The sequence below is a fragment of the Planomicrobium sp. CPCC 101110 genome, from assembly GCF_007859395.1.
Taxonomy (GTDB): Bacteria; Bacillota; Bacilli; order Bacillales_A; family Planococcaceae; genus Planococcus.
Genome location: NZ_VOHD01000003.1, coordinates 299,033 through 321,053, shown reverse-complemented (window position 1 = coordinate 321,053; position 22,021 = coordinate 299,033). Strand labels below are relative to the sequence as shown.

Below are 22,021 nucleotides of genomic sequence, written 5' to 3'. Positions count from 1 at the left end.
ACAAACGCTCCTTTTTTGGTTTAGCCTTTTACTCCGCCTTCGACCGCGCCGCCTTTGATAAAGCGCTCGGAGATGCCGTACATGATGATGACCGGCAATGCCGTAACGATCGACGCGGCCATCATGCGTCCCCACACATAATCCGGCGTGCTGAACAAGGCGTTCAAGCCGATCGGCAAGGTGAAGTTCTCGGAACTTGATAAGAACACCGACGCAAACAGGAAATCGTTCCAAGCGATCATGAACGCATAGACAAACACGGAAATGATCCCGGAAATCGACAGCGGCATGATGATGTAGAAAATGATCTGCACCCGGTTCAAGCCATCGATCATCGCGGCTTCCTCGATGTCGGCGGGAATGGTGTCAAAATAGCTTTTCAGCATGAATATAGCCGCCGGCAGCGTCTGGACGATCAGCGCAATCGTCAGCGCCGTTTTCGTGTTGTACAAGCCGAGGCTCGAGATGATCTTGAACAGCGGGACAATCAGCAGGAGCCCCGAAAACATATAGACGACATAGAAACTGGAATTGATGGTCGTGCGCCCGAAAAACTTCAGCTTCGACATGGCATAGGCGCCGAAAATCGAAAAGGCGACCGAAATGACCGCGACAATCAGCGACACGACCATGCTGTTGATGAAATACGTAACGTAAGGGAACAATTCCGGATTGAAGATGTCCGCATAATGATCAATGGTCCAGATTTTCGGAAGCAGCGTCGGCGTCTGCGCGATGGCTTCCGACGTGCTTTTCACGCTTGTCATGAACATGATGAAGAATGGGAACAGCGAGCCGGCCAGAACGAATGCGAGCCCGATATAGAAAAGGATTTTTCTCGTCGTACGGTCTTTCTTGCTGCTAGCCATTGCCATTTGCATTCACCCGCTTTCTCGTAATCAAAATTACCGCAAACAAAATGAGGAACAGGATCACCGAAATGGACGCAGCCTTGCCAAGGTCGTTGAAGGCAAACGCCGTCTGGTACAGGTAAATCCCGAGCGTGTTGACTTGGTTCGTCAGCAGGAAGACATCCTCGAACGTATAGAACTGCCAAATCGCGCGCAGCGTCGCGACAATGATCAGGACCGGCATGATCGCCGGCAGCGTCACCACTTTGAACTTCTGCCAAGCCGAAGCGCCGTCGATCTCAGCCGCTTCGTACAGCGTATTGTCGATCGTCTGCAAAATCGCTAGGAACGAAATGAACGCATACGGGAAATAGCGCCAGATCGCAAACAAGACGACAAGGATGAAGCTGCTTGTCGGCCGGTCGAACCAAAGCGGCGCCTGGTCGAAGAGATGAAGCACATCCACAGTCAAATAATTGATGATGCCGTAGTTGTTGTTGAACATATACTTCCAGGCGAACACGAGCGAAATCGTCGGCGCCACATAAGAGGCGATGATAAGGGCGCGCGAGATTTTCCGGAACATGAATGGCCGGTTGAAGAAAATCGCGACGGCGAGGCCCACTATCGTGCTGCCGACCACCGTCAGAAAAGTATAAAGGAAAGTAATGCCGAGGCTTTTCAAAAACTCGGCGTCCGTCAGGATAGCCGTGTAATTTTCAAAGCCGATAAACGTCGGGTCTATGTTCGGGTTGATCGACTGCTCGAAAAAACTGATCTGGAAATTCGAAACCATCGGATACGCGACAAGCAGCAAGATCAATGCGATGCTCGGGAAAAGCAAAACGGCCGCTAGCTTGTTGTCGGTTTTTTTCCTGGCTTTCTTCTTCATGGTCTCCCCCTAATATCCGGTGCCGTCAAAAACGCACCTTATTTGAAAGAATAAGGGGATGTCCGAATGGCATCCCCTGGTTTAGCTGTATAGAACAACTTATTGAAGAACTTTTTGGATGTTGCTTTCCGCTGTCGTGAGGGCTTCTTCGACATCCTGTTCGCCGACGGTTACGCCGTTGATCATTTTAGGGATTTCCCCTGAACTTGAGATGTCGCCCATCTTCAGGAAGTTCTTGCCGTCCACAAGCCCGAACACCTGGATTTCATTGAACGAATTGGCGATTTCAGTGGAAAGGTCGCCGAACGCCTGCACCACTTCGTTGGACTTGTACGCTTCGCTCTCCGTAACCAGATTGCTGACCGGCTGGGCGCCGCCCGGGGACATCAAGACCCAATCCGTCATGTTTTCCGGCTCCGCCATGAACGTCACGAATTTCTGGGCCGCTTCTTTTTGCGCATCTTCCAAGCCCGCTGCAATCGTCAGAGCGGAGGCCGTGCCGTAGACTGCCTGGGTTTTGTTGGCCGGAATCGCAAAGCCGATGTTTTCCGCATTGCCTTGTTCAAAAACGCCCGGAAGAATGTATGTGGAATAGATGGCCATCGGAACTGTGCCGTTCATGAACGCATCGTTCACTTCCGTTACGTCATTCGAACCCGGCATGGTGTACTGCGACAAGTCTTTATAGAACTGCAGCGCTTCCTGCATTTCCGGTGTGTTCAGCGTCAGCTCGCCTTGCGCATCCAAGACGTTCGCGTTGTTGGAAAGGGCGAACTGGGAGAAGGCCTGCTCGGAAAATCCGCCTTCGACCGTCGGAATGGCGATTCCATAGTTTTTGCCTTCCGTGAAGGCTTTGGCCACTTCAAGGACATCGTCCCATGATTCCGGCTCGGCGAATCCTTCCGCTTCAAGCTTTTCCTTGTCGTACCAGATGCCCTGGACCCATCCATGGATCGGCATGCCGGTATAGCCGCTGCCATCTTCCGTGCCAAGCAGTTTCAGGGCGCCTTCATAGAAGTTATCGGCGCCGACTCCATCGATGACGGTCTGCACCGCTTCTTTGTCGATCAATTGGTCTTTGTCCATGACCCGCGCGTAATCCTGTCCGACTTCAATCACTTCCGGCAGTTCACCGGCGCTCGCCAGCGTCACGATTTTCGTGTTGTAGGCATCTTCTTCGACCGGCACCGGCTCCACTTGGATGTCCGGGTTCGCCGCTTCAAATTTCTCGATGATGTCATTGATGACCGTTATGCGGTCCTGCTCCACCTGCGAGTGCATGAATTCGATCGATACCGAGCCGTCCTCACTTGTTTCCCCTCCGCCGCCGCAAGCCGCGAGCGTTGCCGACAATCCCAGGACTCCGAATAAACCGAACGTTTTTTTGATCATTTGTTCTCCTCCTCTTGAATTGGTTTCAGCCATAAAAACTGGTACGGGCCGAGCGTAAAGCCATTCTCCACTTCCAATGCCTCTTGTGTGATTATATTAAGGAACCTGCCGCCCAGCGGCACCGCCGCCTCCCTGTTTGTCAGGTTGTTGAGGATCAGGAGCGAGCCGTTGCCGCCGTTCGTTCTTGAGAAGGCAAACACCGCATCCCCGAAATCCTCCACCTGCATCGGCACGTTCGGATGGAACAGGGCTTCCGCTCTCCGAACCTTGATGATGTCCGTCAGTTCCGTAAACACCCGGTTTCTTCTTGTGCCCCCTGTTGAAAGTTCCCGCCCGATTTCATCGAACCTGAATTTCTGGCGGTTGATGGAGCGGTTCGCGCCGGTTTTTCTGACCCCTTCGTAATCGTTGACAGAGCCCAGTATGCTTTGGATATAGACCGCCGGAACGCCAGGCAGCGCCAGAAGCACCGAATGGGCCGCCAAAAAGCGCTTGATGCACAAGCTGTCGCTGTCGCCCCGTTTGTTCAGGGCGTCAAAGTACGTCACGTTGATCTCATACGGGATGTCTTCGCCCGTCCCGGTCTTTTTGTAATTGACGAGCGCGCCTTCTTCCTTCAATGCTTCCACCATGCCGACGATTTCCTTTTCCGGGATGATGCCCCGGATCGGATTAACGCCGATGCCGTCATGGGAAGCGAGGAAATTGTAGAACGTCGTATCCGGATTGGTTTCTGGCAAGCCTTTCGCCCATTCCGTCAAAGCACGCGTATTGCCGTTATGGATGGAATACAGGACGAGCGGCGGCAGCGGGAACTGATAGACCATATGCGCTTCGTCGCGGCCATTCCCGAAATAGGACACATTGTCCTTATGTGGCACATTCGTTTCGGTGATGAGCACCGTCCCTTTTGCCACGCTGTCCACGATATCGCGGAACAGCTTGACGATTTCGTGCGTCTTTTCATGGTGGATGCATGTGGTGCCAATTTCTTTCCACATAAAGCCGATGGCATCGAGCCGTATGTATTCCGCCCCCTGCTCGATATAAAACAGCAGGACATCGACCATTTCCGCCAAGACGTCGGGATTTGCGAAGTTCAAGTCGATCTGGTCGGCGCTGAACGTCGTCCAGAAGTGCTTTTCCTCGCCGTTCGCCAAACGGAATGGCGTCAGGAGGGGCAGCGCCCGGGGACGCGTCACTCCGCTCAAGTCTGCCGCCGGGTCCGCTTCGACAAAAAATCCGGCGTATTTCGGGTTGTTGTTCAAGTATTCCTGGAACCACTCGCTTCTTGCGGAAATGTGGTTGCAGACATCATCGAACATAATGCTCGCGGACTCCGACAGCTCCTGGATATCGCTCCAGCCGCCCATGGCCGGATCCACCTTCCTATAGTCGATGACCGAGAATCCGTCATCCGAGGAATAGGGATAAAACGGCAGGATGTGGACGATACCGAACTTGTCCGCCAAATAGCGGTCGTACATCTTCTTCAAGGTCTGGAGCGTCGGCGTGCCTTCTTCCTGGAATTGGTCGCCGTACGTGATCAGGACGACATCTTTTTCGTCCCATGCTTGCTTCCGCGGGCGCAGCGCTTTCGCTTTCGTCTTCTCCATCGACGCAAGGATGCGCGTGTATGCTTTTTCGCTTTCCTCGCTTCCGTATATAAAGGACAGGCGTTCTCTGATCCGGTCCATCGGGAGCCCCCTTTCTGATAGCGCTTTCATTCTGTTGAAAAAATTAAAACTTTTATGTATGCTAATCCTTAAAAATGGTATATATTTGATTGGGAGCGCTCCCACGCTCCAAATATATAATAGAAAGAGTTTTCTGTCAAACCCTTTCCAGCCGAAAATCTAGATTTTCCCATCCCTTTCGCTTAAGATAAAAGAGCTGAAAACGGCACCGATACATACCAGCTCCACCAAAAAGGCATATTCCGGACGGAGCATTCGGCTCCGACGGATACGCCTCATTTGAAAGCGGATGTGAGAGCGCTTTCTACATAAATCAAAAACGAATAAAGGAAGGAACTCCTATGGCTCCTACTATTTATGACATCGCCCGCGCGGCCAATGTCTCCAAGTCGACCGTCTCCCGGGTCCTGAACAACCAGCAGAACATCTCAGAAGAAGCAAGGGAACGTGTCCTAAATGCCATCAAGGATTTGAACTATCATCCCAACAAGCTCGCCCGCTCCCTGTCGACCGGCTTTGACGCCATACTCGTCATCTCGCGCTCAAGCGCAACGATCGTCGACAACCCGTTCTTTTCGGAAATCCTCAATTCCATTTCCAGAAAAGCGGAGGAAGAACATTTCGACGTCATCCTGCAGACGTCGCAAAACAACCAGGATGAGCTGAAAAAGTGCATCAAGAAAATCAGGGAGAAAATGATCAAAGGCATCATCATCCTGTCGTCCCCGACGAACGAAAAACTGCTGCAGCAGCTCGACGTCTTTGGCATACCCGCCGTCGTCATCGGAAAAGTCACCGGCGATTACACAAACATTTTCAGCGTCGACACCGACAACTACCGGGACAGCTATGCGCAGACGCAGTTCCTGATCGACCAGGGGCACGAAAAGATCGCCTGCCTCCACTCGCCGTTCGACTATAATGTGGCAATCGACCGCTTCAACGGCTACCGCGACTGCATGGAAGCAAACGGCCTGAAACCCAAGAAACAGTGGATCCGAAACAGCGGCTACACGATCGGGGAAGCGTACAAAGCGGCAAAAGGACTGCTTGAACTTTCCGACCGGCCGACAGCCGTATTCGCGACGGACGACCTCAAAGTCATCAGCGTCTACCGCGCGTTCACGGAGGAAAACGTCCGCATCCCGGCCGATATGTCCGTCATCGGCTTCAGCAATTCCAACTTGTCGCAGTTCCTGTTCCCGTCGCTGACGAGCATGGAGATCCCGATACGGCAGCTCGGCGAGACCGGCACGGAGCTCTTGTTCTCGAAGATTAAAGGAAGTGCTGCGACGCCTGCAAAAGTCATCCTGCCGACCGAGAACATCAAAGGGGCATCGGTGGCTGCGGTTACGGGATAGAAGATTAGACCTGCTTATCTATAAACAGGAAAATCAATAGTTTATAACTGTTCATTTTGCTCCTGGCGGACGCTTTCCGCGGGGCGTGGCCTGAGCCTCCTCAGTCGCTTGCGCTTCCTGCGGGGTCTCAGGACTCCCGCTTTTCCCGCAAGAGTCGCCGCCTTCCGCTTCATTCTGCATAGCCTGTTTAGAAAGGAAGAAGGGGTAAATATTCCGGGACAATTGTTTGTTTCCTCTTTGCCACTATAACTTTGGCTATAAAGCAAAACAGCGACGACGCCAGCAGGACAGCAAGGGCGATATCCGTTTCCATTCAATGATAAGTATAAGTTCCTCAATAAACTGTAAAAGAGCACTTCCTAAGGAGGTGCTCTTTTTAATCATCTTCTCTCCGACATTTGTTTACTTAATGGCGGATGGTCCTTCTCCGTCAAGCGCAGCGCAATCTGATACGCCAGCCAGTATCCGGCAAACACCACCACAAGGATCGTTGCGTTATAAGCCCCTTCCGGCCACTCCGTGAAGAACGGCCGGTATTTCAAATAGAAGTAATTGCCGTCGACGAGCGGATTGACGATGAGCACTCCGGCGAAATAAACGAGAAAAGCACCGTAGGCTTTCAAAAAGCTGTAAGGCGCAGGCTTCCAGCCGTAGGCCATGTGCGCATAGTAAGGCAACAATAACGTAATGATATGGTTGATGAGAAACGATTGGCCCATAACGTGCTCGATGGCATAGACGCGCATCGGGTAAAGGAAAGATCCGTATGCGAAAAGGCTGAAGTAGAACAGGATGTCCATCACTTTTGCGCTTTTCGTCAATAGGTAGACCATGCCTAGCAGGGTCGAGATCCGCGATATGTGGAGCGGCAGCGATACGGACGGATGAAAGCCTGTTTCAAAGGAGTACCACGTATACAACAGTATTTGCTGAAACAACGAGACACCGAGCACTATCATGCTTATCTTCTTGCTGTTTTCGCGGATATAGGCTTTTTTCCGGACCAACAGGATGAACACCGCCAGCAAGACCGCGATATACATCCAGTGATTCACATCGAATGGCCGCAAGAACGCCGCATCTTCACTCCAAAACCGCTCCACTGGCAACTCCTCCCGACCCTCTGGCCCATTTGCTTTCCCGCTTGCACGCACTTTATTTCAAGTTAAATTTTAGCACCCTTCCGGCGCGTCTTCCACATCTAAAAAACGGCGTCCTGGCAAACTTTCTGCCAAAACGCCGTCTCTTCTATCGTCTTCATGTATTGTAGAATTTTATTCGAACAAAGGACTTACGGATACATCGTTATGGACCCGCTCAATCGCATCAGCCAATAGCGGCGCGACAGATAAAGTCGTGATTTTTGAAATGCGCTTTTCTTCCGGCAATGCGATTGTGTTGGTGATGACCAATTCCTCGATTGCCGAGTCTTGGATGCGGCTGATTGCCGGACCGGACAAGACCGGGTGTGTACAGCAAGCGAAGACCGCTTTTGCGCCTTTTTCCTTCAGCGCATTGGCCGCAAGCGTGATGGTGCCTGCAGTGTCGATCAAATCGTCGATGATGATCGCGTTCTTGCCTTCAATCTCCCCGACAATGTTCATGATTTCCGCAACGTTCGGCTTCGGACGGCGCTTGTCGATAAACGCAAGCGGCACATTCAATCGGCTGGCCATTTTACGCGCTCTCACCAATCCGCCGTTGTCCGGTGCCACGATGACCAGGTCTTCCAATTCTTTCGCCTCGAAATAGTCGGACAAGATCGGAACGCCAAGCAGCTGGTCCACAGGCATATCAAAGAATCCTTGGATCTGCGGTGCATGAAGGTCCATCGTGATGATGCGGTCCGCTCCCGCCGTTTCCAGCAAGTTCGCAACCAGTTTCGCCGTGATCGGTTCGCGTGAACGCGCTTTCCGGTCCTGGCGCGCATAGCCGTAATACGGAATGACGATGTTGATCGTTTTTGCCGATACACGTCTTAGCGCATCGATCATGATAAGAAGTTCCATAATATGTTCATTTCCCGATTGGGAAGTCGATTGGATCAAATATACTTCACTGCCCCGTACGCTTTCTTCGATGTTGATCTGGATTTCCCCATCACTGAAGCGCGTGACAGAACTTTTGCCGATTTCGCAGCCTAATATTTCAGCCACTTCTTTTGCTAATTCCGGATTTGAATTCAACGTAAAAAGTTTGAAATCCCCGTTCAATTGATAAGACAATGTGCTGGCCCCCAAGTTAAATCGTATTTATCATAAACATTAAAAAAAGCATCCTTATTGATAGTAAACCAAGTTCCGGTGGAGTGTCTACAGGAACAAGCCGTTTTTATCCATTCAGCGGGCGAAATGTGAGCAATTGTCGAATTCTGTTCTTTATTTCCGCTCATATCGGCAGAAAAAAGCGGGACGCCATTTATCGGCGTCCCGCTTCGGTACGGAATGCTTGGTTATTCGAACAATGGGCTCACCGATTTTTCGTTGTGCACACGCTCGATCGCTTCGGCAAGCAAAGCGGCGATGGAAAGAATGGTGAGTTTCGGAATGCGTTTTTCCTCCGATACTTGGATGGTGTTGGTCACCACAAGCTCCGTGATCGGGGCCGCTTCGATTTTTTTTACGGATTCTCCGGACAAGACCGGATGGGTGCAGCAGGCATAAACCGCTTTCGCGCCCTCTTCAATCAAGACCTTGGCAGCCAAGGTAATCGTGTTCGCGGTATCGATGATATCGACGATGATGATCGTGTTCTTTCCTTTGATGTCCCCGACAACTTTGATCTCTTCCGGAGCACCCGGTTCCGGCTGGCGTTTATCGAGAAAGCCGAGCGGAACGTCCAAATGGCTCGCGAGCTTGCGGGCCCGCCCGAGTCCCCCGTTGTCCGGAGCCACGACCACCGCATCTTCAAGTGCTTTGTTCTGGAAATAGTCGGCCAGGATCGTCCCTCCGTACAGCTGGTCCACCGGTATATCAAAAAAACCCTGGATTTGCGGCGCATGGAGGTCCAACGTGATGATGCGGGTCGCGCCGGCCGTTTCCAGCATGTTGGCGACCAGCTTCGCCGTGATAGGCTCACGCGAACTCGCTTTCCGGTCCTGGCGCGCATAGCCGTAATACGGAATGACCACGTTGATGGTCTTTGCCGACGCCCGCTTCAAGGCATCGATCATAATCAGGAGTTCCATGATGTGTTCGTTCGCCGACTGGGAAGTCGACTGGATCATATAAACTTCCATCCCCCGGACACTTTCTTCGATATTAATCTGAATTTCCCCGTCACTGAACCGGGTGACCGAGCATTCACCGAGCCTGCAGCCCAAAATATCCGCAACTTCCTTTGCCAGTTCCGGATTCGAATTCAACGAGAAAATCTTAAAATTCCGACCTAATTGATAAGGCAATTTGGAACCCCCCATGGTAAAACAGATTGTCAACCCCTTGCGCCTTGCTTTTCCCCTGTTTCCAACCCAAAATCGTATCCCAGCTTCCCGAAGGGTGCAGCTGCTCTATTATAATAACTTCCCGCAAAAATAATAGTCAAACAGTTTAGACAACTTCCTGCATAAAAAAAGAACCGCCCGGAAAGGCGGTCCATTGCTCGTTATTCTTTTTTCAGGTGCGATGCTAATAAGCCGTATAGCCGATTACGGTGACAACCGGGTAAACGGCCAGTCCGAGGAAAAGCAAAAACAACCCCAACCCCATCCCAACAGTTTTCTTGTTCATCCGCGCCCGGCAAATCAGCAGGACAACCAGCCAGATGGGCATGGCAATCAAAATATGGAAGCCGCAGAAATAGATTGCAAGCTCCGTAAAACTTGTGTTAATGCCGGAGCCGTCTATAACGATATTTACGACATAATCCAGCACGATCAAAACGGCAAGGATTAGAACCGCTATGCCATTATGGAAGAGCCATGCTTTTTTCATCTGATCCCTCGCTTTGGTCGAATTATTTGTTTTTCACCCTTGACTCTTCTAAGAAAGAGAAAGCTGGTTATACTAAACGAAAAATAGATATAAGAAATTGGAGTATGTATTCTTAAGCATTTTTCATGCGCTTATAATGCTTTTATTTACAGGTATCGAAAGCGATATTTCTTAACGAGTTTTTTCATTGACCTGCAAGGTTATGATTACGAAAGTTGATAAAATGAATAAAAGGGCGAATTCCCATCCGTAACCGCCAAATTGAAACCATTTTCCTTCATAAGACTGGATTCCAGCAAAAGCCATGAACAGAACCATTCCCAATCCAGCCACTATTCTTGTTTTGGGAATTAGTATACCTAAGGCAAAGATGAGCTCAAACACACCAGCCAATATAACCATCGGCTGTGCAGGAGTTAAACCCAAACTTGCAAACACATCAGCAGTTTTTTGAATTCCCATTCCTCCAAACCACCCAAATAACTTTTGAGTTCCGTGGGAAAACATAACAAAAGCAATCATAACCGTTAAACTTACCCGAAAGATATTTTGCAGAAAAATTGGATAGCCTGCTAGCTTCTCTTGCACTATAAAACCTCCATCTTTATTATTTGTAATACATTATAAACTATAATAATACTTTTTATTTGTTAAAATTACATAATTATACATAAAAATTAGTTAATAATAGCTGTTTTAATATAAAGAACTCAAAAGAACCGATTATCTATAGATATTAATCATTTTTTATCCAAGATTAAATGTTCTTGAATGCCACAATTCCATCTTGCGTACCGTTACTCAACTTTGAAAAGGACCAAGCCAATTCAGTTCAGCTATTTTCTTTCCATCGTATTCACGGAGGTTGTTCAGTAATAGAAGAAAATGATCGAAAGAAAAGCCCCGATGCCGATCGGAAGAGACGCAAGCGTCACCCAGTATTCTTTCGATCCTTTTATGTACTTCCACTGCAAATAAGCCTGAAAGAGATTCAAAACGAAAAGATAGACAACAAAAAACCAGATCATCCGCTCCATCTCCTCGGCGCCCGCGCTGAGGGGGATGGTGCATAGGGCGAGCACCAAAATAACGCCCCGGCCCCACCGGTCGATATTTGCTGCGGGAGTTTCCGACAGTTCCACTTTCTCGATATTCAGCCATTTTCGCATGAGTTTTTCAAAGATGAAAAGCCCTATAGTGAGCAGGATGAGTATGATAACAATTTCCATGGGGTTTCCTCCAGTGCTTGTCAATATCGGCTTGCTTCTTGTACTTCATAACAACCCTTTCTACTATCACCATATGAGAAAAGCAAAGGCAAACATTGCCGCCACTCCAACCGGGATAAGAGAAAGCGTCACCAAATGCTCCCGGGCTTCTCTTGCGTATTTCCACTGCATATAAGCTTGAAAGAAGTTTTGCACAATGATGCTTCCAATAAGGAACCACATAAGCCAAGCGGGAGCCTCGCTCATCACCACAAAAGGAAGACAGCACAGCGCAAGTATAAAAATAACCCTTTCTCCCCGCCGATTGATTTCTTTGGCAGGAGAGTCCTTGAACTTCGCTTTTTCGGCCTTGAACCATTTTCTTAGGAGTTTATCTATGATGAAAAACAGTAAAAAGATAGCGGCTATGAGAATTATTGTTTGCATTGTGCATTCCTCCTTTCCTCTATATTCTTTTTACGTATGGATTGGATGGAAGTTCCAAATAATAAAACTACAAGTCTAAAAAAACTTTTGCAGTATTCCAGCAAGATAAACAACCTTAGTCAATATTAAAATTTATTTCTAGCTTTTATTAAAGATTTTTATGTATACTTCTTGATATTTTTAGATATTAATTATTAACGTTGACTAGGTTATATTTAATAGAAAATTGAAGGAGACCAATATGAAAGCACAGGGAAAATGGCTTGAAGAAATTATGCATACGCTAGTTTCGCTTAATGGCAAAGGTACTCTTGAAGAGATATACTCCACTATAGAAAAACGCAATATGATTGATCTTGATTCCTATGTTGATTGGAAATCACAAATAAGAAAGCATATCTACTTGCATTCTAGTGATTGTGATATTTTTAAAGGTTCTATTGGAGATGAGCATGATTTATTCTATCCTGTAGAGGAAAAAGGCAAAGGATATTGGGGGATTAGAAATTTTCATCAATAAATTACATAAAAAAACTTGAAAACCAGAATTAAATGAACTCTGCTGGCTTTCAAGTTTTTTATAATTTTAAGTAGGTTTAGGAGAATGAGCAGACACAAGGGACTGTTTCATCGGGAATCTTTAAAAAGTTTTCGATGCCTTCTCTATCCATACGTTCGCGATATTCTCGCAAAGTATATGGCCCGCCATCTTTTTTGAGAATTGAAACGTTTTTTTCAAAATCTCTTCTAAAGTTCTCTTCCATTTCCTCTTGTAACGCGTAACGTTCAGGCCATACTTTGTAAAGTTGCGCATAGTGCTGGAAACCTCCACGTACGCAGCGTCCACCACAGTTTGCATGTGAGAATCCCATTGCATACATTCTTGGAAGTTTAATGCCCCATTCTTCTTCAATAATTGATTTTACATCAATGTCTTCTCTAAAAGTTTCAATCATTGGAAATCTAGTTTCAATCGGCTCTAATGGGCGGTGGGCATAAAACTCTCTTAAATTATCAGATCGATGAGTTTCGTGCGGCCCAATTCCAAAGTATAGAACAGGTTCTAAATTATGAAGATCTCTTAATTCTTCTAGGAACACAATAGTCTGTTGAACTTTCAATTCCTCCGAACATTTAGCTAAACGCGAATTCCCTAAAAAGCGATAGTCATAAAAGACTTCTTCTGGAGTTCTACCGTCTACTCGCTCGGTAATTTCTACCCCAATATAATCAGCCACTTCGTACATGAATCGATAATTATCTTCATCTTCCCAAAGGGTATTGGTAAAGAATAAGATACAATTTTCTTTCCCGTGGGCTTGTACCATTTGATAAGCGACATATGCGCTAGAAGCTCCGCCGCTATACATAGCAACGTGCACTTTTTTTCTTTCCACCATAACCCCTCCTACTTACTCTATATACTCATCCAATAACTTAAAGACAAGATATTCTATTTCTTCTCTAGGAACACTTCTTCCCGCATTATTGATAATCCGGTTTACATTTTCATATACTGTCTTCGCTTTGTTAGATAGTTCTACTTTTTTGATAGACTTTTGTGAATCTCCATAGCCTAGCAGAATCTTATTACTGTCATCGGAAGACATTTCCATATCCCTATAATCATTCTGCATCTGTCGTTCAAATAAATCAAATGTTGTGTCTGACCAATTTCCTAGTTCAACCCCCGTGTAGCTAAGAGCAAAGTTTTGAATAAAATTATCAGCTTCGATATCGATAGATTTTAGCAGCTGGTTTCGTTTTCCAAGGTCTGCAGAAAAGTTTTTTCGTTTCTCCGCTAATTCTTCTATTGAATTTACATCAAAGGATTTAAATAACTTATCAATAACTTGAACTTCAAATTGCACGAAATGGTCTTCTAATTGAGCTTTCATATCTACCAACACTTCAGGTTTTCCAAATGTTTCTTGTAACTTCTCCAAGCTATTAATCGGATTCACTTCAATTTTTCTGACCATATTTTTAAATTCCAATAAATTATTGTCCATTTTATCAGTGGTTTGAGTATGGCGCGGCAACTGCCTTAACCAATTTAATATGCCGCTGCTTGCTTTGATAACAATTGTTTGTTCTTGTACATACTCGCTTTCAAAAGGCTGGAATATCTTTTGTACGCCTTTAACGAAGCTTAGAAATTCTGGTGAATAGTCATTGAAAACAAACTGATATTCTGCTGGCTCATTAAACATCCCATATAATTTATCTGCATCTACTGCTGTAACATACATGCCGTTTCTGTAAAACATCAGCTGTTCCCAAATGTCTCTCAATAGGCCGGCAAACAACAAAGGAATGAGCGGCTTACGAATACCAAAAGGATGAGAAGTGAAAATGTTTTCTAAATCCAGCATAGATGCTTCTTTATTATTGTTAATAAAACCTAGTAATGACTGTCTGAGTATTCTATAGGGTTCATAAGTAACTTGGTTTAAATTACTTACATCAAGATTGTTGTTTTTAAAAACAGTGGCATAGATTAAATAATCTGGTCCCTGTCCTTCAATTCCCAGCCGTTCGAAATTCGGATTCTTAATGACATTGTTCAGCACCGTATACATTGCCTTAGTTTGCATCCCATTTAAATTTCTTCTGTTTATAGAATCATTTCTGATTTCAGGAGTGTAAGGGTACATTTCATACATTATTTCGCTTATCTTATTTTCTAATTGAACTTGGTGATTTACGATTAGTTGGGCTCCCTCATAGAACCACTTTATATTCTCCTGGAAGTTTTCAAATTCCTTTAGAAATTCTCTGATCTCAAATTGAGTTTCGGCCAGCAGCACACTAATTTCTTCCTCTAAGCGATTATGTTCAGAAAGTATCTTTTTATTTAAATAAATAGATTCCAAACCAATTAGTCTATCTAAAGAAGTTCGAACGGATTTAAGCTCTCTATCAGTGACTGAGAAAATTATACGTTTGTCTTTAATAGAAGCGATTGCCGAAATGGATTTTGAATAAGACATTTCATCAGCAGGAATTACATAGTAAATATAACCATCTGCATCATATTTTATTTTTTCTATAAAACCTTCTTCTAATAATTGTTCTGACGTCAGGATATTAACTTGCATAAAACGAGTGATATTTATTTCGTCGTTATAATCTGTTGCAAGATAAAATTTCTTTTCAAGAAGGCTTTTCAATGCATCTAAACGATTTTCATTATTGACTTTTAATATTGTTCTTTCTTCATTCAACAGCTCATCAACCAAAACAGAGCTGCCTTCATTAAGTTCCCACTGGCCAAGAATCCGATTAAAACGCAGCATTTTTTGCTGAACCAACCGATCTAAGTTTAACTTCAACTCGTCTAAATTTTGACCAGTTCCAAACATTAATAACTCATCATTCAACTTCACGACATTGGTTGCGCTCGATAATTCCCATAGAGTAATTAGTTTCAGCAAATCCATTTGCCCTTTGTTCTGCTTGGTTGTTCTCATTTTGCTGGTAATTTTAGCGAAGGTTTTCAAAGCCCCGAAAGATTCATCTCCCAGAAATTCATTGATCGAATTTTGAAAGAAGTAATCAAAAAGCATATGAGGGTAGTACATCCCCTCTTTATGCTTTGCTACGAAGTTAGTCAAACCGCCTGTTTCTTCGCTCTCAAGGAAAGTAAAGAGTGTCCGCTCATTTTGTCCAAAAACATTGGATAGTCTCGGCAACAAAAATAATGCCAGCGGATGTAAAGGATACGAACCTTCTATAATTAACTTTTCAGTTTCCTGATGATTCAATTCGCTGAACAAATTATATCTTTTTAAAATCCACTTGGAATCCGCTGATTCAAGATTTAGTAACATTAACTCTTTTTGCATATTTTTTGTGTATTCCTGAGCAATACGGTAAAAAGTGGCTTTATCGCTTTCTACAAAATAAGTTTTGAATCGCTTTTCAATTCTTTGGAATTCCGCTTTAAATTCCTCATTGTGCCCCAGCATGTATTGTGACATGTTTTTATGCGATATAAGCAAAAGTTGAAGGGTGTTCTCACTCCGGCCAGCCACTTCTGCTAAATCCTGCAAATCTTGCATTGTTTTATAAATTTGTGACATTTCCAGTGACTGAAGGAAGCGACCAAATTCATCGTATGCAATGAAAATTTTAATGTTATTTTCTTTTAATTGAGCAATAATATGAGTGATTTTATCTATAAAATTAGTTTCATGCTCTACCTGAAACTTTGCACCTGCACTCAAGACTGAATATTCTTCCATAAACCACTTAATTTCTTTTTGGTTATTGTCATTGAGTTCTTTTTTCCATTGAATCAATGTATAGCCACGGTTCTTTAGGGATTTTTTAAACAGGCTAAGAGTTTTCGGAAATGCTGATTCCCAGTTTTTCAATACACCATGAATCTCTTCAACTTCTCCAGGAACATCTATCTGGAAGCCTGCACTTTTCACTGACTTAACAATAGAATTTATGATTGTCCTGTTAAACGGACCTTCATTCCCTGAAAGGACTACTGGAATAAATAATGCATTCGATTGCTTAGCTGCATTCAGTTTTTCAAAAATTTCCTGATCCACATCTTTAAACTTGTCTATCAATTTTTCAAAGTCTTGGTCATTAATACTTCTGGAGAAAATATCCGCTACAATAGTGGCTGCTAATGATTTGCCGCTTCCGTAAGGTCCTATCATAATGTGGGCATTATTTTTTCTTTCACCCAGGAACCCTCCAATAATGCCTTTCAAAAATTCTGCATGAGAAGGGGTAGGCAAGTAGCGTTGAACAAATTCCTTGTTTCCAATGTCAAACTTCAAGTTGATACTGGTAGTGAATGCTTTTTTGCTTTCAGTAATCATAAACTTTTTCTACCTTTCGTTCATGCTCATAATAAATAAATTCTTCCGGAGAGACTTCAGGAAGACGCAGGGTATCCAAATTATTAGTTCTTGTAAAAACTGCTGGATATTCCGGATGCTCTGTCCACATACTGATTAAGTTTACAATCGAAGATCTCTTCATATTAAATAACTTTCCTAACAACTCTTCTTTATGTACCAAATCATCGATGCTGATGGCACTTAAATTTCGCCCTTGCATATATTTAAGCAACGTATAGCCTACTAATAACAAGTTGCCTTCATCCATTTTCGCTTCTTTTTTATAAATAATTCCATTACGTTCTTCTAATAAGTTTAGTTTATATAATGGGCTTAATATGACTTCCTCAGGATCTGCAGAACTTCCGCCACTTGTGTAGACCTTGATTAAGCAATCAATATCTCGTTTTAAAGAGTTTTCGGAAATAACACGTTTTTCACGTTTCTGAACCCAGTTAGTAAGCTCAGCTAAAACGTCTTCCCGAGTAAAAGCAGTTTCCGTGTATACATTGAAAAACCAATACCAAGTAGTGCTGATATCTCTATTTGTACCTAAAGAGTGATGCAACAATCCTGCAGTATTAAAATATTTGATAGCGCGATCTTTTTCCTTTATGAACTTACCTATGGAAGTGATTTGATGGTATTTTTGATTATTGTCTCGGACTTCCTCAAATAATTTCGTTGCTATTATCCAATGCTTCAACGATTGAACCATGTTCTTCCCTAATCCCATTTTTTCAAAAGCGTCTTTTTCAAAGAAAAAGGAATTATTTACCTCTACGTTTTTGATAGCTTTACTAAGCCATCTATCACGCAAATAAAAACTTTGATGTTGACTATAACCCATTTACCTTACCTTCTTTCATTGGAGTTAGCCTCCAGTAAAATTCACATCAAAGAAAAAAGACTTAGAGTCTTTTTTCTTTGAATTTTTTATTAAAATACATGTACTTATTAACTTTCGTTTCTTGTAACGACCTTTTTTAAAAAACCTTAGTTGTTTATCGCCTTTAAGTACTTTAATAATTTTACCATGTTATAACAAAAATGGTCTTACTAAATTACTGCTATTTATTAATACTAAAATTAAATTCTCTTCAATTATTGAGGAACTTCTATAACTTCTTTCATTTTTTGTAAAGCAATTTCTTGTTGCTCTTTTGTTAAGCCGAAGAATAAACCAATTACTGCGTCTACACTTAACTCACTTAATCGTTTTTGAATTTTATGATCTAATTCATTCGCTTCTTGAATCAATTCATCTGTTAGATAAAGAGGAATTACATTTGTATGCTGCAGCCATGTTGAACATTGCTTAACATCCCAAGAATTTAAATCATTTTCACTAATAATATATTTTGCTTTCCACTTTTCAGCTTGTTCATCTAAGCGTATTATTAAACTGTTTTTATAATTCTCTAGAACAACCGAAAAATCAATTTCAGATTCAATATTCAACCATTTGTTTTCTAAAGCTTCCATTTCCATTAAAAGAGCTTCGCGATTCTCTTTAATATCGTGAACTCCCTGGATATCATTCAAAAAGTTTTGTAAATTGTTTGCAGCTTCTTCTATTCCTTCGCGATCTTCTTCTCGTATTTCTTTATTCAGAATTTGTTTTACTTTGATAAAGAAATTTTCACACTCATCTACTGTTGATAAATCGTAAATGGCATCATAAATTTCTCCTACTTCTGCATTTAATTTTTTAAGGCAGTTGTCTGTTTTTTGTAAAACACCTTCTATTATTTGATGCAATTCTTGTTTAATTTTATTATCAACTTTACTTTTGTTTACAAACTCTATATTCTTAGAACCTTCTTCTTTAATCTGAACTAATTTTTGGTATCCAAGAGAGATAGAAGGAGCATTTTTTCTAGCAAACTGATTAATGGTATCTTCAATTTCTCTAGTTTTACGGCTTTCATTTAAGTTGTCTAGTATTACATCTTTTCGGCTTTTTAATTGCCGTGCTTCTGATAAATACTCATACTTATTTAAGGACTCAATAATTTTGTATATCCACTTCTCGAAAGCACTAGCTTGTCCAAGGCTTTGACACTTTAACTCCTTAATAAAAGTAGGAAATGTATCTTTAATATAGTTATGGCAACGTTCTTCAATTTTCCTTGCCTCTTCTATTTGAGCAATGTTATATACATATTTCTCAGAATCTTCTACTTGTCCCTGTATATTTTCTACAGTCTCTAATATTTCAAACAGCAACTTGAAATCATCAGTTTTTCTTGTGGCTTCACCTATATCGGCACGAAGTTTACCAAATTTACGAATCGTATTATTGTAAAGTCTCTGCCCTTCTTTTAAGAGATACTCTAAATGTGCCACTTTATCTTCTAAATCAGCAGGAATGTCTTCTTCAATTTTTAATTTTTCGTACTCATTAAAAAGTTGATTCGCAATCATTACGTCATTATTTTGATTCACTTTCTTGAACAAAGTTAAATACCGGCTAGCAGATTCATCTGGATTGATTCGCACTACTACTGTTGAAAACAAAGATTTAAAATCTACATTCTTATCTAAGAAAACCAACTTACTCCACTCTTCTAACTTCAATCGTGTATTGTTCACGTTTAACCGAGTTTCTACTTTGCGCTGCACTATATATACAGTTACAAGCAAGGCTAATGCGTAATCATTTATTCCAAATGGAGGGATTTGATATCGGTCAAAAATATTTTGGATATCCATTTTCCCTTCTTTTTCAAGAATCTCATCCCATTCATTGAAAATATACAATACACGCGGATTAGTTGGAGAAATCATCTGGTAATCTCCGTTGAATACTCCCCATGAACCAGCTTTTTTCTCAAAAAGCAAGTCTTCAACCCGATTTCTAATTTCTGTTGTTTCTGAATGAATCAATTGGAAGATAGCTTCTGACAGCACTAAACGACCTATACGAGATAAATTCTTTTTTCCTTTTGATAATAGTTTTAAAGAGAATTCAGTGAATGGAAAAGGAATTACACGGCTGTATAGTTCCATAAAAAGTTTCTCCATGTACTTACTCGGACGCATAGAAATTTTTTCAATTCCTTCAGCTGTTAAAACTAATCTTTTTGTCGCTAATTCGTTATAAGAATCAGTTAAAATAGTGCTGACTTTCAATCTAAAGTCAGCTATGAATCGAGCGTACATTTCTTTTTCCGGAGCGGTAAAGAGATTTGTAATTTGATAATCTTGAATAGCTTCATAAAATTTATTATCTTTGTCATCTAATATACAAAAAGCTATCGGAGCTTCATTGAATTTTTCTTTTCTCAAAACATCTTTAATGCTTTTTAATTTTTCATCACTAATATCAGACGGAAGATAAATCCAAACCAAGCGCCCTTTCGGCATATCTGGTGCAACCGACTCTTTCCATTCTTGTTTAAGCTGTGTTAAAAACCTTAAATTTACATCTTTGATATGGACAATTTTTTGAGTAAATTGCCATTCTGTTGTTTTAATAAAATGGTGTCCACCAAATGCAGTTTCTTGTTTATCCAGCGGTAAAATCTCATCCAATCCATTATCAAATACTAAAGACAAATCCAATTCCAGCTTACTTTTTTTCTTATTAACAAGTCGTTTAAAATCATTTATGCCAATCGCATCAGCAACAAAGTCGTAAACATTGGCACTTTCATCAAAGCTGATTACACCAAAGTTCCCTTCTAGCTGCTCTACTGCAGTCTCTATTTCTTTAATTGAAAGGTTTGATGCATATGCCAAAGCTTTCTTAGCATCTGTTGCACTTCTTGTCTTAAAACGGCCGATACGTAATATTAAGTTTGCTGCCAGCACTTCTCTTTGACGCTCATCAAACTTATCATCATATTTTGATAAAATTTGATTATATAAAATCGCGTATTCACTTTGCTTACGCCCCTCTTGTTCAGCTGAAAGCAATTCGTTGAAAAATTCTGTTCGAATAATTCGAGTAGCGGGTACACTTATCAAATCTCCAAACTCTTTTAACTCTTTTTCCCCTTCAAATTCAATTTGGCGTTCCAAGAAAGTTAAAGAAGAACGTTGCTGCAACCAAGAAGAAAGATTAGATAGCATCCATGACGTCATTGGATGAAGAGGGTAAATGCCTTCTAAGACTACTTTTTTAAAGTGCTCAAAATCTCCCCAGACACTTGAAATTTCAGCTTGAGGAGCCCATGCCAAGAAATCTTTATGGTATGAGACCCAATCGTTAATTTGATTATCTATTTTATTAACCACTAATTCTTTAAAAACACTTTGATTTTTTCGCTCTATTAAATTGGCAAAGATGGTCTCTAGATTAGATGATAAATGAACTTTTTCACTCGCTTCATATCGTCCTATATAACGGTTAATATTAGCAGTCCGATCCACACGAGTGAGATATGATTTCAAGTCGGATTGTATAAATCCTACAAAGACAATCTTATCATCGCTATCTTGAACCGCTTCATAAATTTGCTGTAATGCTGAATCTCCAGCACGAGTTGGATAAGATGAAGCGAACTCAATATACCGTCCAAATTCATCGAAAAATACAACCACCTTATTAAATGGAGCTCTTTCACCACATAAGGCATCCGCTATTTTAGTCAATACATCGCCTGCAGAGACTCCTTCGTCCCATCTTATATATGTACCGTTAATGTCAAAATAAACTTTGTTGACTACTTCGAAAACATTTGATTCCTGCAGTATATTTTCCATCAAATATTCTTTTAATACATTAAAGGGCACTTTATTTAGTAATTCTTCACTATATTTCTCATATAACTTTTCATAGTTCCCAAAAGTATTGGAAACGAAATTACGTGCAATATCATAAGATTTCGTTAAATCTTTAAGGAATTCTCCATCTACTCCATTAATATCCAAGGTTTTTTGAGTTGCATTTAATATCTCATAATTTAAGTTAAAGTCTTTCATGCCATTCAAAACTAGCACTAAGTTTGGTTTTAAAGTGTAAGTGGAAAGTTCTTTAGCAATTTTAGAGTCTATACTTTTTAAGTTAGATAGAACGTTTCTCTGTCCTTGCACATCTCCACTAAACAGACTGGCAAGAGTCACAGCTAAATGCGATTTACCTGTTCCATAAGGCGCAATTGTCATGAAGAAATTCGATAATGGACTTTCATCATATAATTTATTAGCCAATATATTGGTGAAAGTTGCTGTATCTATTAAACGATGAGATTTAAATGCAATATCATTTTCTGCCACACCAAAATATTCTGGTCCATGGAATACAAAACTCTTGGCAATTTCGCTTTGTTTTTGTTTGTTATAAAACCAATCTACCTGAACTGCTCCATTAAAATATAATTCTTTCTTAAATCTTAAAACGTCTTTTAATTGATGCATGCCATCACCCAC

At 42.3% G+C, this 22,021-nt stretch carries 17 protein-coding genes; 2 read left to right on the top strand and 15 right to left on the bottom strand.

The annotated features are described in order from the left end of the window. Positions 1-20: 20 nt before the first annotated feature. From FQV30_RS01770 to FQV30_RS01755, 4 genes are all read right to left on the bottom strand, one after another. Positions 21-869, bottom strand: coding sequence for a carbohydrate ABC transporter permease (locus FQV30_RS01770; RefSeq protein WP_146498429.1), 849 nt, complete (start codon positions 867-869; stop codon positions 21-23). Then, on the bottom strand, positions 862-1,743 hold the full coding sequence (locus tag FQV30_RS01765; protein WP_146498428.1) for a carbohydrate ABC transporter permease: 882 nt from the start codon (positions 1,741-1,743) through the stop codon (positions 862-864). Before FQV30_RS01765 ends, FQV30_RS01770 begins: the two co-directional genes overlap by 8 nt. 99 nt (positions 1,744-1,842) lie before the next feature. After that, complete coding sequence (locus FQV30_RS01760; RefSeq protein ID WP_146498427.1) at positions 1,843-3,135, bottom strand: ABC transporter substrate-binding protein; 1,293 nt, start codon at positions 3,133-3,135, stop codon at positions 1,843-1,845. Continuing rightward, the gene (locus FQV30_RS01755; protein ID WP_146498426.1) at positions 3,132-4,832 is read right to left on the bottom strand and encodes an alpha-amylase family glycosyl hydrolase; all 1,701 of its coding nucleotides are present in this window, start codon (positions 4,830-4,832) and stop codon (positions 3,132-3,134) included. The genes FQV30_RS01760 and FQV30_RS01755 overlap by 4 nt, the downstream gene beginning before the upstream one ends. A gap of 341 nt (positions 4,833-5,173) precedes the next feature. Between FQV30_RS01755 and FQV30_RS01750 the strand changes: the two genes are divergently transcribed. Further along, a complete protein-coding gene (locus FQV30_RS01750; RefSeq protein WP_146498425.1) occupies positions 5,174-6,193 on the top strand; it encodes a LacI family DNA-binding transcriptional regulator in 1,020 nt (339 codons plus the stop codon). A gap of 380 nt (positions 6,194-6,573) precedes the next feature. Here the strand turns inward: FQV30_RS01750 and FQV30_RS01745 are convergent, their stop codons facing one another. The 7 genes from FQV30_RS01745 to FQV30_RS01715 form a co-directional block, all read right to left on the bottom strand. Further along, positions 6,574-7,296: a YwaF family protein gene (locus FQV30_RS01745; RefSeq protein ID WP_146498424.1), complete on the bottom strand. Its 723-nt coding sequence runs from the start codon at positions 7,294-7,296 to the stop codon at positions 6,574-6,576. A gap of 171 nt (positions 7,297-7,467) precedes the next feature. Then, on the bottom strand, positions 7,468-8,418 hold the full coding sequence (locus FQV30_RS01740) for a ribose-phosphate diphosphokinase (protein ID WP_146498423.1): 951 nt from the start codon (positions 8,416-8,418) through the stop codon (positions 7,468-7,470). Between the two features lie 227 nt (positions 8,419-8,645). Continuing rightward, complete coding sequence (locus FQV30_RS01735) at positions 8,646-9,596, bottom strand: ribose-phosphate diphosphokinase (RefSeq protein ID WP_370512347.1); 951 nt, start codon at positions 9,594-9,596, stop codon at positions 8,646-8,648. A 223-nt stretch (positions 9,597-9,819) separates the two neighbouring features. Further along, positions 9,820-10,125, bottom strand: coding sequence for a hypothetical protein (locus FQV30_RS01730; RefSeq protein ID WP_146498422.1), 306 nt, complete (start codon positions 10,123-10,125; stop codon positions 9,820-9,822). 171 nt (positions 10,126-10,296) lie between these two features. Next, positions 10,297-10,713, bottom strand: a complete 417-nt coding sequence (locus tag FQV30_RS01725) for a DoxX family protein (protein WP_146498421.1) — start codon at positions 10,711-10,713, stop codon at positions 10,297-10,299. A gap of 281 nt (positions 10,714-10,994) precedes the next feature. After that, a complete protein-coding gene (locus tag FQV30_RS01720) occupies positions 10,995-11,354 on the bottom strand; it encodes a DUF4181 domain-containing protein (RefSeq protein WP_146498420.1) in 360 nt (119 codons plus the stop codon). Between the two features lie 66 nt (positions 11,355-11,420). Continuing rightward, complete coding sequence (locus tag FQV30_RS01715) at positions 11,421-11,780, bottom strand: DUF4181 domain-containing protein (protein WP_146498419.1); 360 nt, start codon at positions 11,778-11,780, stop codon at positions 11,421-11,423. Between the two features lie 241 nt (positions 11,781-12,021). Here FQV30_RS01715 and FQV30_RS01710 point away from each other — a divergent pair, with 241 nt between their 5' ends. After that, a complete protein-coding gene (locus tag FQV30_RS01710; protein ID WP_146498418.1) occupies positions 12,022-12,300 on the top strand; it encodes a hypothetical protein in 279 nt (92 codons plus the stop codon). 76 nt (positions 12,301-12,376) lie between these two features. Here the strand turns inward: FQV30_RS01710 and FQV30_RS01705 are convergent, their stop codons facing one another. The 4 genes from FQV30_RS01705 to FQV30_RS01690 all read right to left on the bottom strand — a co-directional run bounded on the left by FQV30_RS01705 (position 12,377) and on the right by FQV30_RS01690 (position 22,009). Beyond that, entirely contained in the window at positions 12,377-13,180 is an 804-nt protein-coding gene (locus FQV30_RS01705) for a hypothetical protein (protein WP_146498417.1), read from the bottom strand. Positions 13,181-13,192: 12 nt separating this feature from the next. Next, positions 13,193-16,624, bottom strand: coding sequence for a hypothetical protein (locus tag FQV30_RS01700; protein WP_146498416.1), 3,432 nt, complete (start codon positions 16,622-16,624; stop codon positions 13,193-13,195). Beyond that, complete coding sequence (locus FQV30_RS01695) at positions 16,614-17,495, bottom strand: DUF4007 family protein (protein ID WP_146498415.1); 882 nt, start codon at positions 17,493-17,495, stop codon at positions 16,614-16,616. The genes FQV30_RS01700 and FQV30_RS01695 overlap by 11 nt, the downstream gene beginning before the upstream one ends. A 254-nt stretch (positions 17,496-17,749) precedes the next feature. Then, on the bottom strand, positions 17,750-22,009 hold the full coding sequence (locus FQV30_RS01690; RefSeq protein ID WP_146498414.1) for a hypothetical protein: 4,260 nt from the start codon (positions 22,007-22,009) through the stop codon (positions 17,750-17,752). Positions 22,010-22,021 lie beyond the last annotated feature (12 nt).